Genomic DNA, 15,684 nt, shown 5'->3' with positions numbered 1-15,684 from the left:
GCGAGGGTTCGTCTGCGCAGGATGCGTCGCCGATGAAAACGGCCACTTATTACACCCAGCATTTGCAGGAGGCGCGCCAGGTCGCCGCCCGCTGCAAGCTGATGGACGAGCAGAAACAGCGCTCGCTGAGCGTGGTCGATTATCAGGAATGGCAGATTTCCAACGAAGGCGTCAATTGCCAGACCGCCTTGTCGGTGTCGGAAGCGGATTCGATGCGCGAATTCGTGCTGAAGCAATCCAAGTCGTCGGCCCCGGTGGCCGCGCCCAAGGTATCGGCGCCGCCATCGTCGTCGGTGCCGCCAGCGCCGCTGCGCAACGATCAGAAAATCACGTCTACCCAGTCGTTCGCGCCAGTCTGAGCGCTTTCATCTGTTTTTTCATGCGCACGGCGGCCCAGAAAATGGCCAGCCAGTCGCGCCTGACCAGCTTGGGGCGGTGCAGGAATACATCGTATTCGGCCGCCTCGATCGCATCCAGAATGCGCAATCCGCCTTGCACCACCATGCGCAGCTCGAAGCCGATGCGGCCCGGCAGGCGCAGTGCTAGCGGCGCGCCGCTCAGCATCAACTGGCGCGCGCGCTCGACTTCAAACCGCATCAGCGAACGCCAGCGCGGCCGCGCGCTCGGATGATCCAGCGCCGCCGGCGAGATCGCAAACCGGTTCAGATCCTCCAGCGGAATGTAAATGCGCTCCTTGTGCAGGTCGATCGCCACGTCCTGCAGGAAGTTGATGACCTGCAGCGCAGTGCAAATGGCGTCCGAATCACGCACATTTTCCTCGTCGGCCGCGCCATACAGGTGCAACATCATGTAGCCGACCGGGTTGGCCGAGCGCGCGCAATAGTCCAGCAGCGCGTCATAGGTGGCGTAGCGGCTCACCAGCACGTCCTGTTTGAAGGCTGACAGCAGCTCGTACAGCGGCTTCAGCGGCATTTCGTATTCGCGCACCACCTGCGCCAGCCGCTCGAACATCGGCTGATGATCGATGGCGCCTTGTTCGATGCGGTCCAGCGCCGCTTCATAGGCGTTCAGCGCGGCCAGGCGCTGTTCGGGCGTGGCGTCGCCTTCGTCGGCCAGATCGTCGGCGCTGCGGGCGAAGGCGTAAATCGCTTCGACCGCCGGGCGCAGGCGCTTGGGCAGCAAAATGGAGGCAACAGGGAAGTTTTCGTAGTGATCGACCGGCATAATGAAGGAGCAGCGGCGGGTGCCGGATTGGGTTTCCAGCGCGTAATGGTAGAGGGATCTTGAAACGAGAGCAAGTATTGGTGCTTGGAAGGCTAAATTAATGACGCTCAAGTCATTTGCAAATGCAGTTGTTGAGCTTATAATTTATAAATAACCCTTCAGTCATTAAAGGAAGCTGCTGTGTCTAATCTCAAGAATTTCATGCTTGCCGCCTCGGCGCTGACGCTGCTGGCAGCCTGCTCGAAGCAGGTGGATAAAACCGAGGACATACGCCCGGTGCGCGTCATTCAGCTGGTCAGCAGCGATATCGACGTCAACGCCGAGTTTTCCGGCGAGGTGAAGGCGCGGGTGGAATCGCGCCTCGGCTTCCGCGTCGGCGGCAAGATCGTCAGCCGCAAGGTGGATGTTGGCACGCTGGTCAAGAAAGGCCAGGTGCTGATGCAGCTTGATCCGCAGGATCTGCAGCTGTCACAGGCACAGGCGCTGGCCAATTTGCGCGCCGCCGAGACCAATCGCGACCTGGCCAAGGCCGAGCTGCAGCGCTACCAGGAATTGCGCAGCAAGAGCTTCGTCAGCCAGGCGGTGCTGGATGCCAAGGATTCGACCTATAAATCGGCCCAGGCCAGCGTCGATGCGGCTCAGGCCGCCTATCGCGGTCAGGCTAATCAGGCTGGCTACGCGGCTCTGCTGTCCGATGTGGACGGGGTGGTGACGGTGGTCAACGCCGAAATCGGCCAGGTGGTGGCGGCCGGCACGCCGGTGGTCAATGTCGCCAAGGCGGGCGAGAAGGAGATCGTCATCGGTCTGCCGGAAGACAAGGTCGATGCGCTGCGCCGCATTCCAGACGTGCAGGTACGACTGTGGGCCGATCCGAAAAACACCGTGGCCGGCAAGATCCGCGAGATTTCGCCAGTGGCCGATGCCGCCACCCGTACCTATACCGTCAAGGTGTCGATACCGGATTCGCTGACCGAAGCCAAGCTCGGCATGACGGCGGTGGTGCAGTTCGCTTCCAAGACGCCGACACCGCAGATCAAGGTGCCGCTGACGGCGCTGTTCTATGAAAAATCCGCCACCTCGGTATGGCTGGTGGAGCAGGGCGCGGTCAAGCTGGTGCCGGTGAAGATCGGCGGCGTGGCCGGCAATGACATCGTGCTGTCCAGCGGCGTCCAGCCTGGCCAGACTGTGGTGACGGCCGGCGTCAACCTGCTGAAGCCGGGCCAGAAGGTCAAAATCCTCGGCAATGACCTGCCAGGGGCGGCCAAATGAAGGAGGGCTTCAACCTGTCACGTTGGGCGCTGGAACACATCCCGCTGACCCGCTACCTGATCGCCGTGCTGCTGCTGGGCGGTGTACTCAGTTATATGAATCTGGGCCAGGACGAAGATCCGCCGTTTACCTTCCGGGCGATGGTGGTGCAGGCGCAATGGCCGGGCGCGACCGCGCTGCAAATGGCTGAGCAAGTCACCGACAAGCTGGAAAAAAAGCTGCAGGAAACCCCTGGCGTGGACGAGATTTCCAGCTATTCCAAGCCGGGCCAGACCGTCATCATCCTCAAGCTGCGCGAATCGACGCCGCCTAAAAGTGTGGCGGACGCCTGGTATCAGGTGCGCAAGAAGATCGGCGATATCAAGGGCACGCTGCCGTCCGGCGTGCAGGGGCCGTACTTCAACGACGAGTTCGGCGATACCTATGGCTCCATCTTCGCGCTGTCCGGCGACGGCTTTACCTATGCCGAGATGAAGGATTATGCCGATTTCGTGCGGCAGCAACTGCTGGGCGTGCCGCTGGTGTCCAAGGTTGAGCTGTTTGGCGTGCAGGATGAGAAAATCAACATCGAGTTCTCGCACAAGAAGTTCGCCCAGTTGGGCATTCCGATCGAGACCATCGCCAACCAGATCGCCACCCAAAATACGGTGGAGGCCACCGGCGTGCTGGTGACGCCGACCGATAACCTGCAAGTACGCGTCACCGGCGCGCTGAAGACCGTCAAGGATCTGGAAGAGCTGGAGCTGCGCGCCAACGGCACCACCTTCCGCCTGGGCGACTTCGCCACCATCAAGCGCGAGTATCAAGATCCGCCGGGCAACAAGATGCGCTTCAACGGCAAGGAAGTGATCGGCCTCGGCGTGTCGATGGAGAAGGGCGGCAACATCATCCAGCTTGGCAAGCACATGGAAAAGACCGTGCGCGACCTGAAGGCCAAGCTGCCGGTCGGTATCGAATTGCAGCGCGTGTCGGACCAGCCGGAAGCGGTCAAAGCCTCGGTGGGCGAATTCGTGCACACGTTGATCGAAGCGGTGCTGATCGTGCTGGCGGTCAGTTTCGTCTCGCTGGGTCTGCACACCAAACCCAAGCTGCGGCTGGATGCGCGGCCTGGCCTGGTGGTGGCGCTGAGCATTCCGCTGGTGCTGTCGGTAACCTTCCTGTTCATGCGCGTGCTGGACGTGGACTTGCATAAAATTTCGCTGGGCGCGCTGATTATCGCGCTGGGCCTGCTGGTGGACGATGCCATCATCGCGGTGGAAATGATGGTGCGCAAAATGGAGGAGGGCATGTCGCGCTTCGATGCTGCCACCTTTGCCTACAAGTCCACCGCGATTCCGATGCTGACCGGCACGCTGATTACCGTTACCGGTTTCCTGCCGATCGGCATGGCCAAGTCGGCGGCCGGCGAGTACACCTTCTCGCTGTTCTCTGTGAACGCGCTGGCGCTGGTGATTTCGTGGGTGGTGGCGGTGACGTTCACGCCCTATCTCGGCTACGTGCTGCTGAAGGTGCAGCCGCATGCCAACGGCGGTAGCGAGCATGAGCTGTTCGATACGCCGGGCTACCGCAAATTCCGCGCGCTGGTGAACTGGTGCGTCGAGTATCGCTGGATCACGATCGCGGCGTCGCTGGCGGTGTTCGGGCTGGGCGTCTATGGCTTCAAGTTCATCGAGAAGCAGTTCTTCCCGGATTCCAGCCGTCCCGAGCTGATGGTGGAGATGTGGACGCCGGAGGGCACAACCTACGCCGCCAACGAGGCGCAGGTGAAGAAGTTTGAAGCGTTTATCCAGAAGCAGCCGGGCGTGGTCAGCGTGACCAGCTATGTCGGCACCGGCTCGCCGCGCTTCTACCTGCCGCTGGACCAGATTTTCCCGCAGACCAATGTGTCGCAAATCGTGGTGCTGCCGAAAGACCTGCAGGCGCGCGGCGAGCTGCGCGACAAGATCGTCGACCTGTTCAAGCATGATTTCCCCGAGGTGCGCGGTCGCGTCAAGCTGCTGCCGAACGGGCCGCCGGTGCCGTATCCGGTGCAGTTCCGCGTCACCGGCACCGAGGTCGACAAGGTGCGCGCGATTGCCGACCAGGTCAAGGACATCATGCGCGCCAATCCGAACACCATCGGCGTCAACGACAACTGGAATGAATCGATCAAAGTGCTGCGGCTGGACCTGGATCAGGACAAGATGCGCGCGCTGGGCGTGACTTCGCAAACCGTGATGCGGGCGGCGAACACCATCCTGTCCGGCACCACCATTGGCCAGTTCCGCGAGGGCATCAAGCTGATCGATATTCAGATCCGCCAGCCGATCGAGGAGCGTGCCACCATCTCGGTGCTGAACGATACCAATATTCCGACTGCCAGCGGCAAGTCGGTACCGATCAGCCAGCTGGCGCGTGCGCATTTCGTGTGGGAGCCGGGCGTGGTGTGGCGCGAGGGGCGCGATTGGGCGATCACGGTGCAATCCGACGTTGGCGACCATATCCAGGGGCCGACCGTGTCGAATCAGATCGAGCCGCTGCTACAGCCGCTGCGCGACGCGCTGCCGGCCGGTTATGCGATCACGGTCAAGGGCGCGGCCTCGGATAGCGGCGCGGCGGAAGCCTCGATCGCGGTCAACCTGCCGCTGGCGGTGTTCATCATCTTCACCTTGCTGATGCTGCAGCTGCACAGCTTCTCGCGCGCGTTGCTGGTGTTCCTGACCGGGCCGCTGGGCGTGGCCGGCGCGGCGATGGCATTGCTGGTGCTGGGGCGGCCGCTGGGCTTTGTGGCCAATCTCGGCATCATCGCGTTGTTCGGCATGATCATCCGTAACTCGGTGATTCTGGTCGACCAGATCGAGCAGGACATCAGGGCCGGTCACGATGCCTGGAGCGCGATCGTCGAATCGGCGGTGCGGCGCTGCCGCCCGATTATCCTGACGGCGGCCGCCGCCGCGCTGGCGATGATTCCTTTGTCGCGCTCGGTATTCTGGGGGCCGATGGCGGTGGCGATTATGGGCGGGCTGATCCTGGCGACGGCGCTGACTTTATTGTTCCTGCCAGCGCTGTATGCGGCCTGGTTTAGAGTGAAAAAGCCTGTTTAATGGGCAAAATAAGGAGCAAAACGGGCAAAAACGCTTAATTTTCGCGGTAATGTTGGCGACCTAATAAAAAACCTCTTTATTTCGCTGGAAAACCCGTTAGAATACCGCGTTGAAGTTGAAAGCTCCTGCGTATAAAGCAGGAAGAGGGCGACCCTTTTTCACTTACAGGTCGCCCTTTGCTTTTGTGCAAACATGCCGCGAGGATGGCGAAATTGGTAGACGCACCAGGTTTAGGTCCTGACGCCAGCAATGGTGTGGGGGTTCGAGTCCCCCTCCTCGCACCAACTGTACTATTATTTTTTTTGGACGATTTTTTAACATGGCAACTGCAGTCGAAACCTTGGGCAAACTCGAACGTCGTATCACGATCTCCTTCCCGCTGACCGAAGTCCGCGCTGAAGTTGAGAAGCGCCTGAAAGTGCAAGCCAAAACGGCTAAGGCACCAGGCTTCCGTCCGGGCAAAGTTCCTCTGAAAATGGTCGCAGCACAGTACGGTTACCAGATCGAAACCGAAGTGCTGAATGATAAAGTTGGCCGTGCTTTCAACGACGCCGCAAACGAAAACCAGCTGCGCGTTGCTGGTTACCCGAACATTGAGCCTAAGGCTGAGTCGCCAGAAGGCGTGCTGACCTTTGACGCCACCTTCGAAATCTACCCGGAAGTCGCGATCGGCGACCTGACCACGGTGGAAATCGAAACCGTCAAAGCCGAAGTCAGCGACGCTGAAATCGACAAGACCATCGACATCCTGCGCAAGCAGCGCGTGCACTTCCACACCAAGGGCGAAGCCGGTGAGCACGGCGACGGTGGTGCAGCCATCGCCGCCAACGGCGACCGCGTGACCGTGGACTTCGTCGGCTCGATCGACGGCGTGGAATTCCCAGGCGGTAAAGCCGAAGACTACACCTTCGTGCTGGGCGAAGGCCGCATGCTGCCAGAATTCGAAGCCGCCACCGTCGGCCTGAAAGTGGGCGAAGCCAAGACCTTCCCACTGGCTTTCCCAGAGGACTACCATGGTAAAGACGTGGCCGGCAAAACCGCCTCGTTCACCATCACCCTGAAAAACCTGGAATGGGCGCACCTGCCGGAAGTTGACGGCGAATTCGCCAAGTCGCTGGGCGTGGCCGATGGCGACGTCGCTAAAATGCGCGAAGACATCAAGGTCAACCTGGAGCGTGAAGTCGCCGGCCGCGTGAAAGCACGCAACAAAGAAGCCGTGATGGACACCCTGGTCAAGACCGCCACCCTGGACGTGCCGAAAGCCCTGATCGCTCAGGACACCGAGCGTCTGGCCGAAATGACCCGCCAGGACATGGCGCAGCGCGGCATGAACGTCAAGGACGTGCCATTCCCACCAGAACTGTTCGCGGAAAAAGCCGAGCGTCGCGTACGCCTGGGCCTGATCCTGTCGCAACTGGTCGGCGAGAACAAGCTGCAAGCCCAGCCTGAGCAAGTCAAAGCGCAAATCGAAGACTTCGCCCAAAGCTACGAAGACCCACGCGAAGTGCTGAAGTACTACTACAGCGATCGTCGTCGTCTGGCCGAAGTGGAAGCACTTGTATTGGAAGAAAACGTCGTCAACTACGTACTGGGCCTGTCGAAGACTTCGTCCAAGGTAATCGCCTTTGACGAACTGATGGGAAGCAACGCTCAGGCGTAATTCAGTTTGGGCCGGATGATGTAATATAAGCATTCCGGCCCCTAAAGCTGCTTCACAAGGAAATAAGAATGACTGGTATGAACCGTAATCCGGCACTGGACACTGAAATGCTCGGTCTGGTACCGATGGTGGTGGAACAAAGCGGTCGCGGCGAGCGCTCTTACGACATCTACTCGCGTCTGCTGAAGGAACGCATTATCTTCATGGTCGGCCCGGTCAACGACCAGATGGCCAACCTGGTGGTGGCGCAGCTGCTGTTCCTGGAAAGCGAAAATCCGGACAAGGACATCTCGCTGTACATCAATTCGCCTGGCGGTTCGGTTTCGGCCGGTCTGGCCATCTTCGATACGATGCAGTTCATCAAGCCTGACGTATCGACGCTGTGCACCGGTATCGCCGCCTCGATGGGCGCGTTCCTGCTGGCCGCCGGCGCCAAGGGCAAGCGCTTCTCGCTGCCGAACTCGCGCATCATGATTCACCAGCCTTCGGGCGGCTCGCAGGGCATGGCGTCGGATATCGAAATCCAGGCCAAGGAAATCCTGTACCTGCGCCACCGTTTGAACTCGATCATGGCCGAACGCAGCGGCCAAACCGTTGAACAGATCGCCAAAGACACCGATCGCGACCGTTTCATGTCGGCGGAAGAGGCGGTAGAGTACGGTCTGATCGACAAAATGTTGACCAACCGGGCTTGATGCTTCCTTTGCAGCATTGCTAGAAAAAACGCCCGGGCGATATTAATCGTTCGGGCGTTTCGTTTTTATTTCGGGTAGCATGTGGTTGTAGGCGGAGTTTCCGAGCCGCATTACACCGTACTTGCTTTCTGTAACCAAAGAAGACTGCCCCCATGTCAGACAAAAAATCCTCCAGCGGCGAAAAACTTCTGTACTGCTCGTTCTGCGGCAAAAGCCAGCACGAGGTGAAGAAACTCATCGCCGGCCCATCGGTGTTCATCTGCGACGAGTGCATCGATCTGTGCAACGACATCATCCGCGACGAGACCTCGGCCATCGAATCGGTGACGGGCGCCAAGTCGGACCTGCCGACCCCGCATGAAATCAAGGACTTGCTGGATCAGTACGTGATCGGCCAGCAAACGGCCAAGCGCATCCTGTCGGTGGCGGTGTACAACCACTACAAGCGCCTCAAGCATCTGGGCAAGAAAGATGACGTCGAACTGGCGAAATCGAACATCCTGCTGGTCGGTCCTACCGGCTCGGGTAAAACCCTGCTGGCGCAGACTCTGGCGCGCATGCTGAACGTGCCGTTCGTGATCGCCGACGCCACCACGCTGACCGAAGCCGGCTATGTGGGTGAGGACGTCGAGAACATCATTCAAAAACTGTTGCAAAGCTGCAACTACGATGTGGACAAGGCGCAACGCGGTATCGTCTACATCGACGAGATCGACAAGATCTCGCGCAAGTCGGACAACCCGTCGATCACCCGTGACGTGTCGGGCGAGGGCGTGCAGCAGGCGCTGCTGAAACTGATCGAGGGCACCATGGCCTCGGTGCCGCCACAAGGCGGCCGCAAGCATCCTAACCAGGACTTCGTGCAGATCGACACTACCAACATCATGTTCATCTGCGGCGGCGCGTTTGACGGCCTGGCCAAGGTGATTGAAAACCGTTCGGAGAAATCTGGCATCGGTTTCGGCGCCTCGGTGAAGAGCAAGTCGGAGCGCAACGTCAGCGACGTGCTGATGGAAGCGGAACCGGAAGATCTGATCAAATTCGGCCTGATCCCAGAGCTGGTGGGCCGTCTGCCGGTGGTGGCCACGCTGGCCGAGCTGACCGAGGAAGCGCTGATCCAGATCCTGGTCGAGCCGAAAAACGCGCTGATCAAGCAGTATTCCAAGCTGCTGGAGATGGAAGGCGCCGAACTGGAAATCCGTCCGGCCGGCTTGCACGCGATCGCCAAGAAAGCGTTGGCGCGCAAGACTGGTGCCCGTGGCCTGCGTTCGATCCTGGAACACGCGCTGCTGGACACCATGTATGAATTGCCAAATGAAACCAACGTCACCAAAGTGGTTATCGATGAGAATACCATCACCAGTGGCGCTAAACCTTTGTTGATTTATCAGGAGCAGGCCAAAGCTTCTGGTGAGAATTAAATAACTTGTGCACACTTGCCTCACGCGGCCGCAAAATTCATTTCGCATCCGTGGGGCAAGGCGGTACAATAAAAATCAATAAAAGCATGCAGGCTTCATTCGAAAAGCCACTCGTGACGACAGGTCGCGCGTGGCTTTTTTATTTGACGCTGAATTTCTTTTAGAGTGCGACTAGCTTCTTCGAAAAACATTCTTTTTTATAAGGAATTATTTCTTGCAGGTCGGTCTTGTGATTCGGCAAAACAGCGCCCACATCATAATCACGCTTACACATAAGGTTACGCCATGACTACTTCCAAATTAACTGAGCAAACTCAACTGCCGTTATTGCCGCTGCGGGACGTCGTCGTATTTCCGCATATGGTGATACCGCTGTTCGTGGGGCGCCCAAAATCGATCAAGGCACTGGAAGCCGCTATGGAGCAGGGCAAGAGCATTATGCTCGCCGCCCAGAAAGCCGCGGCTAAAGACGAACCTTCTGCTTCCGACATTTACGAAATCGGTTGCGTGGCCAATATCCTGCAAATGCTGAAACTGCCTGATGGCACCGTCAAGGTGCTGGTGGAAGGCGCGCAGCGGGCCCGCATCAACCGCATTACCGATACGCCGACGCACTTCGTGGCCGATCTGACGCCGCTCGATTCCGAGCTGGGCGACGATTCGGAAATCGAAGCGATGCGCCGCGCCATCGTTCAGCAGTTCGACCAGTACGTCAAGCTGAACAAAAAGATTCCACCGGAGATCCTGGCTTCGCTGTCGGGCATCGACGACGCCGGCCGCCTGGCCGACACCGTGGCCGCCCATCTGCCGCTCAAGCTGGAGCAGAAACAGGTGATCCTGGAGATCTTCAGCGTCGCCAAGCGCCTGGAACATCTGCTGGGCCAGCTGGAAGGCGAACTCGACATCCTGCAAGTGGAAAAGCGCATCCGTGGCCGCGTCAAGCGCCAGATGGAGAAGTCGCAGCGCGAGTACTACCTGAATGAGCAGGTGAAAGCGATCCAGAAGGAACTGGGCGAGGGCGAAGATGGCGCCGACCTGGACGAGCTGGAGAAGAAAGTCGCGCTGGCCAAGATGCCGAAAGAGGCATTGGACAAGGCCACCGCCGAGCTGAAAAAGCTGAAGCTGATGTCGCCGATGTCGGCCGAAGCCACCGTGGTGCGCAACTATATCGACACCCTGGTCAGCCTGCCATGGAAGAAAAAATCCAAGGTCAACAACGATCTGGCCAACGCTGAAAAAGTGCTGGAAGGCGATCACTATGGCCTGGACAAGGTCAAGGAACGCATTCTGGAATACCTCGCGGTGCAACAACGCGTCGACAAGCTGAAAGCGCCGATTCTGTGCTTCGTCGGTCCTCCAGGCGTGGGTAAAACCTCGCTGGGCCAGTCGATCGCGCGCGCCACCAACCGCAAGTTCGTGCGCATGGCGCTGGGCGGCGTGCGTGACGAGGCCGAGATTCGCGGTCACCGTCGTACCTACATCGGCTCGATGCCGGGCAAGGTTCTGCAATCGCTGGCGAAAGTTGGTGTGCGCAACCCGCTGTTCCTGCTGGACGAGATCGACAAGATGGGCGCGGACTTCCGTGGCGATCCATCGTCGGCGCTGCTGGAGGTGCTGGATCCTGAACAGAACCACACCTTCTCGGACCACTACATCGAGGTCGACTTCGACCTGTCGGATGTGATGTTCGTGGCGACCTCGAACTCGTACAACATCCCGCCGGCGCTGCTGGACCGGATGGAAGTGATCCGCCTGTCGGGCTACACCGAGGACGAGAAGACCAGCATCGCCCAGCGTTATCTGTTGCCGAAGCAGATCAAGAACAACGGCCTCAAAGAGGACGAGATCTCGATCAGCGAAGCGGCGGTGCGCGACGTGATCCGCTACTACACCCGCGAAGCCGGTGTGCGTTCGCTGGAACGTGAAGTGTCCAAGATCTGCCGCAAGGTGGTGAAGATGCTGCTGCTGAAGAAGTCGGAGAAGAAAGTCGCCGTCACGCCGAAAAACCTGGATAAATTCCTGGGCGTGCGCCGCTACGACTTCGGCGTGGCCGAGAAAGAAAATCAGGTCGGCCAGGTGGTCGGTCTGGCATGGACCGAGGTGGGCGGCGATCTGCTGACCATCGAGTCCGTGACCATGCCGGGCAAGGGCAACGTCATCCGCACCGGTACGCTGGGCGATGTGATGAAGGAATCGATCGAAGCCGCGCGCACCGTGGTGCGCAGCCGTGCCGCCCGTCTGGGCATCAAGGCTGAGCAGTTCGAGAAGTCCGACATCCACATCCACGTGCCGGAAGGCGCGACGCCTAAGGATGGTCCATCGGCCGGTATCGCGATGACCACCGCCATGGTCTCGGTCTTCACCGGCATTCCGGTGCGTGCCGATGTCGCCATGACCGGCGAGATCACGCTGCGCGGCGAAGTGCTGCCGATCGGCGGCCTGAAGGAAAAACTGCTGGCGGCGCAACGCGGTGGCATCAAAACCGTGCTGATCCCTGAGCAGAACGTCAAGGATCTGGCCGACATTCCGGACAATGTCAAAAACAAACTGGAGATCGTGCCAGTGCGTTGGATCGACAAAGTGCTGGAAATCGCGCTGGAACGCCAGCCGGAAGCGCTGGTGGAAACCGCGCCGGTGGAAGCGGTGGCAGCCGCCGCCGCCAAGGCCGACGGCCAGGGTGACGTGGTAAAACACTAACTCCGCTGCAGTAATAACATTAAAACAGGCGCTTATATAGCGCCTGTTTTTTTATTTTTACTTGTTTTTCTATTGTGCAGCCTTGACACAGTAGTGGGCTGGCTTGTTTAATACGGCCTGAATTTTTTCGCATTCTCGGATTTTCGAGAATGAATAACCTTAGTGACGGGGAATTGCTTTGAATAAGACTGAATTGATCGACCATATCGCCACCACCGCTGATATTTCGAAAGCGGCTGCTGCTCGCGCACTGGACGCTGTTATCGACGGCGTAACCACCAGCCTGCAAAACAACGACAGCGTGACCCTGGTTGGCTTTGGTACCTTCTCGGTAAGCGAGCGTGCTGCCCGTACCGGCCGCAACCCACGCACCAAAGAAGAGATCACCATCGACGCAGCGAAAGTTCCTAAATTTAAAGCTGGCAAAGCTTTGAAAGATGCTGTAAACTAACGGACTTCGGTGAGCAGCTCAGGTAACTAAGTTGTTCACTGCGGCAAATGGGCGGTTAGCTCAGTTGGTAGAGCGGAGCCCTTACAAGGCTTAGGTCGGGAGTTCGAGCCTCTCACCGCCCACCAAAAAACATTTGCCGAAAATTAAGTTTTACTGTAGTATGTAGCACCTTGATATTCAGCTGGAGCGGTAGTTCAGTTGGTTAGAATACCGGCCTGTCACGCCGGGGGTCGCGGGTTCGAGCCCCGTCCGCTCCGCCAACAAATATCGAGATTGTAGTGCCCAACTAGGAGCGGTAGTTCAGTTGGTTAGAATACCGGCCTGTCACGCCGGGGGTCGCGGGTTCGAGCCCCGTCCGCTCCGCCAAGAACAAGATACCCCGCAGCTTTATTCAAGCTGCGGGGTTTTTCTTTTTTATCTCCCGATTTTAATTAATATCCCTCCCGGCAACATCTATCGATGTTGGATTTTCCCAAGGAAAAATTCATGGGCCTGTGGCATCTGATGGTGCTATTATGCAAATGAAGTTGCTTCAAGAATAATTAAACCCCTGGGAGATACCATGAAAAAACTCGCAATTGCCGCAGCCTTGTTGTGCGCCTCAGCAGCTCAAGCTGCGCCACTGTTTTCCGATAACTTCAATACTGATCCATATTCGCTGAACACGCCGTCTTTTGCTGGCGGCTGGAGCGCCACCAGCGGCACCGTGGATGTGATCGGTGTTGGCACGCCATACGACCTGGTGGGCGGCGCCGACGGCCACTATATCGATCTGGACGGCTCCACCAGCCAAGCCGCGCTGTTTGCCAACTCGGTGACGCTGACGGCAGGGCAGACTTACACGCTGACGTTTGATCTGGCCGGCAACCACCGTGGCTACAGCACCGACAGCGTGAGCGTGAATTTCGGCAGCAGCAGCCAGGTCATCACCCGCGACAGCGGCGACGCTTTCACCACCTACATGCTGAGCTATACCGCCACCTCGACCGGGCTGGCGTCGTTCAGCTTCCACAATGCCGGCGGCGATAATGTCGGCGCCTTGCTGGACAATGTGTCGGTGACGGCCGCCGTGCCGGAACCCGAGACTTACGCCATGCTGGTGGCCGGCCTGGGCCTGCTGGGCTTCATGGCGCGCCGTCGTCGCCAGGGCTGAGTGGCAATATAGTTCTTTTGCCAAGGATGGCCCTTGCTATAGAGGGGTGTGCACTGTAAAATCCGGCAACCGGAATTGGCGAACGCGAGTTCGCCTTTTTTGTATGTGCAAGCCCCACTTAATCCGAATTGGCAGACCATGTTTGAATTTATTCGTACCCATCAACGCTTGATGCAGATTTTCTTGGCCATCATCATCGTGCCATCGTTTGCATTTGTCGGTATCGGCAGTTACAAGAGCTTTGGCGATGACGCCAATACCATCGCCAAGATCGATGGCAAGCCGCTGACCCAGCAAGAGTTCGACAACGCCGTGCGTAACCAGCTGGACAGCTACCGCCAGCGCCTGGGCGCGCAGTTCGACCAGAAAATGTTCGACACGCCTGAGTTCAAGCAAAGCATCCTGGACCAGCTGATCGCCCAGCGCGCGGTGGCCGCTGAAGTCATTCACAGCAACCTGAGCGTCAGCGACGCCCAGCTGCAGAAGGCCATCATGGACCTGTTTGGCGGCCCTGGCTCGTTCAACATGGAACAGTACAAGGCCATCCTGGCGGCGCAAGGTCTGCGTCCACAGGACAACGATGCCCGCATGCGCCGCGACCTGGCGCTGCAGCAGCTGGCCGGCGCCATCGAAGGCAGCGGCTTCGCGCCGCGCTCTGTCGCCAAGAACCTGTCCGACATCGCCGGCCAGGAGCGCGAAGTGCAGGAACTGCTGCTGCCGGTCAGCGACTTCGTGCCGCAGGTCAAAGTGACCGACGACATGGTCAAGGCGTTCTACGACAAGAACAGCAAGCAGTTCGAAGTGCCTGAGCAGGCCAAGATCGAATACGTGGTGTTCAACAACGACGCGGTGATGAGCCAGGTCAGCGTGACCGATGCCGAAGTGTCGGATTACTACGACAAGAACAAGGTCCAGTTCACCACCCCGGAAACCCGCCGCGCCAGCCACATTCTGGTGACCGTGAAGAAGGGCGCCAGCGCGGCTGAGATCAGCGCCGCCAAGGCCAAGGCGCAAGCGATCCTGGACGAAGTGCGCAAGGCTCCGGCCGAGTTCGCCAAAATCGCCAAAGCCAAGTCGGAAGACCCGGGCTCGGCCGAGCAAGGCGGCGACCTGGGCGTGATTGAAAAAGGCGTACTGGTGCCAGTGGTGGAAACCGCCATCGGCAAACTGAAGCAAGGCGAGATCAGCGATCTGGTGCAGTCGGACTTCGGCTTCCACATCCTGACCGTGACCGAGCTGAAACCAGCCGTGGTCAAGCCATTCGACGCCGTCAAGGGCGACGTGGCCGACCTGCTGAAGAAGAGCAAGGCCGGCAAGAAGTACTCGGAAATGGCCGAGACCTTCACCAACACCGTCTACGAGCAAGCTGACAGCCTGAAACCGGCCGCCGACAAGCTGGGCCTGAAGATCGTCAGCGCCGAGAACGTGTCGCGCACGCCATCGCCGATGGCTGCCGCCGCGCCGTACAACAACGCCAAGTTCCTGACCGCGCTGTTCTCCAACGATTCGCTGAGCAGCAAGCGCAATACCGAAGCGGTCGAAGTCGCACCGAACACCCTGATCTCGGGCCGTATCGTCGAGTTCAAGCCGGCCTCCAAGCGTCCGCTGGCCGAAGTCGATGCGCAGATCCGTCAGCGCGTGACCATGGAACAAGCCGCTCAGCTGGCGACCAAGGCGGGTGAAGAGAAACTGGCAGCCTTCAAGAAGTCGGGCGATGCGACCGGTTTCGGCGCCGCCAAAGTGGTCTCGCGTTCCAAGCCTGAAGGCATCAACGGTCTGGCGCTGCAAGCCGTGATGAAGGCCGACACCAGCAAGCTGCCAGCCTACACTGGCGTGGATGTGCCGGGCATGGGCTACGGCCTGTACCGCATCGCCAAAGTGCAGCAGCCTGTGCAGCAGGATGCGGCGCAGCGTAAATCGGAAGCTGAGCAGATCGGTAACATCATCGCTCAGCAAGAGATGGCGCAATATGTCGAACTGCTGAAACAAAAGGCCAAGGTCAAGATCCTGAAGCCGATTTCGACGACGACAGTCACCGAAGTGAAGTAATTAAAAAAAGGGCCGCTAATG

General features: G+C 58.9%; 11 protein-coding genes and 4 tRNA genes. 14 read left to right on the top strand and 1 reads right to left on the bottom strand.

Annotated elements, in window-relative coordinates:
- The first annotated feature begins 32 nt into the window (after positions 1-32).
- Entirely contained in the window at positions 33-359 is a 327-nt protein-coding gene (locus GJ699_RS18325) for a hypothetical protein (protein WP_154378864.1), read from the top strand.
- Here GJ699_RS18325 and hpnC read toward each other — a convergent pair.
- Positions 334-1,185, bottom strand: a complete 852-nt coding sequence (gene hpnC, locus GJ699_RS18320) for a squalene synthase HpnC (RefSeq protein WP_154378862.1) — start codon at positions 1,183-1,185, stop codon at positions 334-336. The two genes, GJ699_RS18325 and hpnC, sit on opposite strands and share 26 nt — an antisense overlap.
- A gap of 180 nt (positions 1,186-1,365) precedes the next feature.
- On the opposite strand from hpnC, the gene GJ699_RS18315 reads away from it, so the two are divergent.
- From GJ699_RS18315 to GJ699_RS18255, 13 genes are all read left to right on the top strand, one after another.
- The gene (locus GJ699_RS18315) at positions 1,366-2,454 is read left to right on the top strand and encodes an efflux RND transporter periplasmic adaptor subunit (RefSeq protein WP_371867590.1); all 1,089 of its coding nucleotides are present in this window, start codon (positions 1,366-1,368) and stop codon (positions 2,452-2,454) included.
- On the top strand, positions 2,451-5,537 hold the full coding sequence (locus GJ699_RS18310) for an efflux RND transporter permease subunit (RefSeq protein ID WP_154378860.1): 3,087 nt from the start codon (positions 2,451-2,453) through the stop codon (positions 5,535-5,537). The genes GJ699_RS18315 and GJ699_RS18310 overlap by 4 nt, the downstream gene beginning before the upstream one ends.
- A gap of 197 nt (positions 5,538-5,734) precedes the next feature.
- Positions 5,735-5,821 (top strand) — tRNA-Leu (locus tag GJ699_RS18305).
- A gap of 35 nt (positions 5,822-5,856) precedes the next feature.
- Positions 5,857-7,197, top strand: a complete 1,341-nt coding sequence (gene tig / locus GJ699_RS18300) for a trigger factor (RefSeq protein WP_154378858.1) — start codon at positions 5,857-5,859, stop codon at positions 7,195-7,197.
- Between the two features lie 77 nt (positions 7,198-7,274).
- Complete coding sequence (clpP, locus tag GJ699_RS18295) at positions 7,275-7,892, top strand: ATP-dependent Clp endopeptidase proteolytic subunit ClpP (protein WP_371865248.1); 618 nt, start codon at positions 7,275-7,277, stop codon at positions 7,890-7,892.
- Positions 7,893-8,044: 152 nt separating this feature from the next.
- A complete protein-coding gene (clpX, locus tag GJ699_RS18290) occupies positions 8,045-9,313 on the top strand; it encodes an ATP-dependent Clp protease ATP-binding subunit ClpX (protein ID WP_154378856.1) in 1,269 nt (422 codons plus the stop codon).
- Between the two features lie 285 nt (positions 9,314-9,598).
- Positions 9,599-12,010 carry an endopeptidase La gene (gene lon, locus GJ699_RS18285; protein WP_154378855.1) on the top strand — a complete coding sequence of 804 codons (2,412 nt, stop codon included), beginning with the start codon at positions 9,599-9,601 and terminating at the stop codon, positions 12,008-12,010.
- Positions 12,011-12,188: 178 nt separating this feature from the next.
- Positions 12,189-12,461, top strand: coding sequence for a non-specific DNA-binding protein Hbs (gene hbs / locus GJ699_RS18280; protein WP_154378853.1), 273 nt, complete (start codon positions 12,189-12,191; stop codon positions 12,459-12,461).
- A gap of 49 nt (positions 12,462-12,510) precedes the next feature.
- Positions 12,511-12,586 (top strand) — tRNA-Val (locus GJ699_RS18275).
- A 58-nt stretch (positions 12,587-12,644) separates the two neighbouring features.
- Positions 12,645-12,721: transfer RNA gene (locus GJ699_RS18270), tRNA-Asp, on the top strand.
- Positions 12,722-12,750: 29 nt separating this feature from the next.
- Positions 12,751-12,827: transfer RNA gene (locus GJ699_RS18265), tRNA-Asp, on the top strand.
- 196 nt (positions 12,828-13,023) lie between these two features.
- Positions 13,024-13,614, top strand: a complete 591-nt coding sequence (locus GJ699_RS18260; protein ID WP_154378851.1) for a PEP-CTERM sorting domain-containing protein — start codon at positions 13,024-13,026, stop codon at positions 13,612-13,614.
- Positions 13,615-13,752: 138 nt separating this feature from the next.
- Positions 13,753-15,663 (top strand): SurA N-terminal domain-containing protein, encoded by a 1,911-nt coding sequence (locus tag GJ699_RS18255; protein WP_154378849.1) that lies wholly within the window; start codon positions 13,753-13,755, stop codon positions 15,661-15,663.
- Positions 15,664-15,684 lie beyond the last annotated feature (21 nt).

This window comes from Duganella guangzhouensis, from assembly GCF_009674535.1.
GTDB classification, from domain to species: Bacteria; Pseudomonadota; Gammaproteobacteria; order Burkholderiales; family Burkholderiaceae_D; genus Rugamonas; species Rugamonas guangzhouensis.
Note: the sequence above shows the minus strand (reverse complement) of the source record. Positions and strands in the feature narration are given on the sequence as shown.

Coding starts and splice junctions, on each gene's coding strand:
- GJ699_RS18325 (WP_154378864.1), top strand. CDS start 33: ATGAAAACGGCCACTTATTACACCCAGCATTTGCAGGAGGCGCGCCAG.
- hpnC (WP_154378862.1), bottom strand. CDS start 1,185: ATGCCGGTCGATCACTACGAAAACTTCCCTGTTGCCTCCATTTTGCTG.
- GJ699_RS18310 (WP_154378860.1), top strand. CDS start 2,451: ATGAAGGAGGGCTTCAACCTGTCACGTTGGGCGCTGGAACACATCCCG.
- tig (WP_154378858.1), top strand. CDS start 5,857: ATGGCAACTGCAGTCGAAACCTTGGGCAAACTCGAACGTCGTATCACG.
- clpP (WP_371865248.1), top strand. CDS start 7,275: ATGAACCGTAATCCGGCACTGGACACTGAAATGCTCGGTCTGGTACCG.
- clpX (WP_154378856.1), top strand. CDS start 8,045: ATGTCAGACAAAAAATCCTCCAGCGGCGAAAAACTTCTGTACTGCTCG.
- lon (WP_154378855.1), top strand. CDS start 9,599: ATGACTACTTCCAAATTAACTGAGCAAACTCAACTGCCGTTATTGCCG.
- GJ699_RS18260 (WP_154378851.1), top strand. CDS start 13,024: ATGAAAAAACTCGCAATTGCCGCAGCCTTGTTGTGCGCCTCAGCAGCT.
- GJ699_RS18255 (WP_154378849.1), top strand. CDS start 13,753: ATGTTTGAATTTATTCGTACCCATCAACGCTTGATGCAGATTTTCTTG.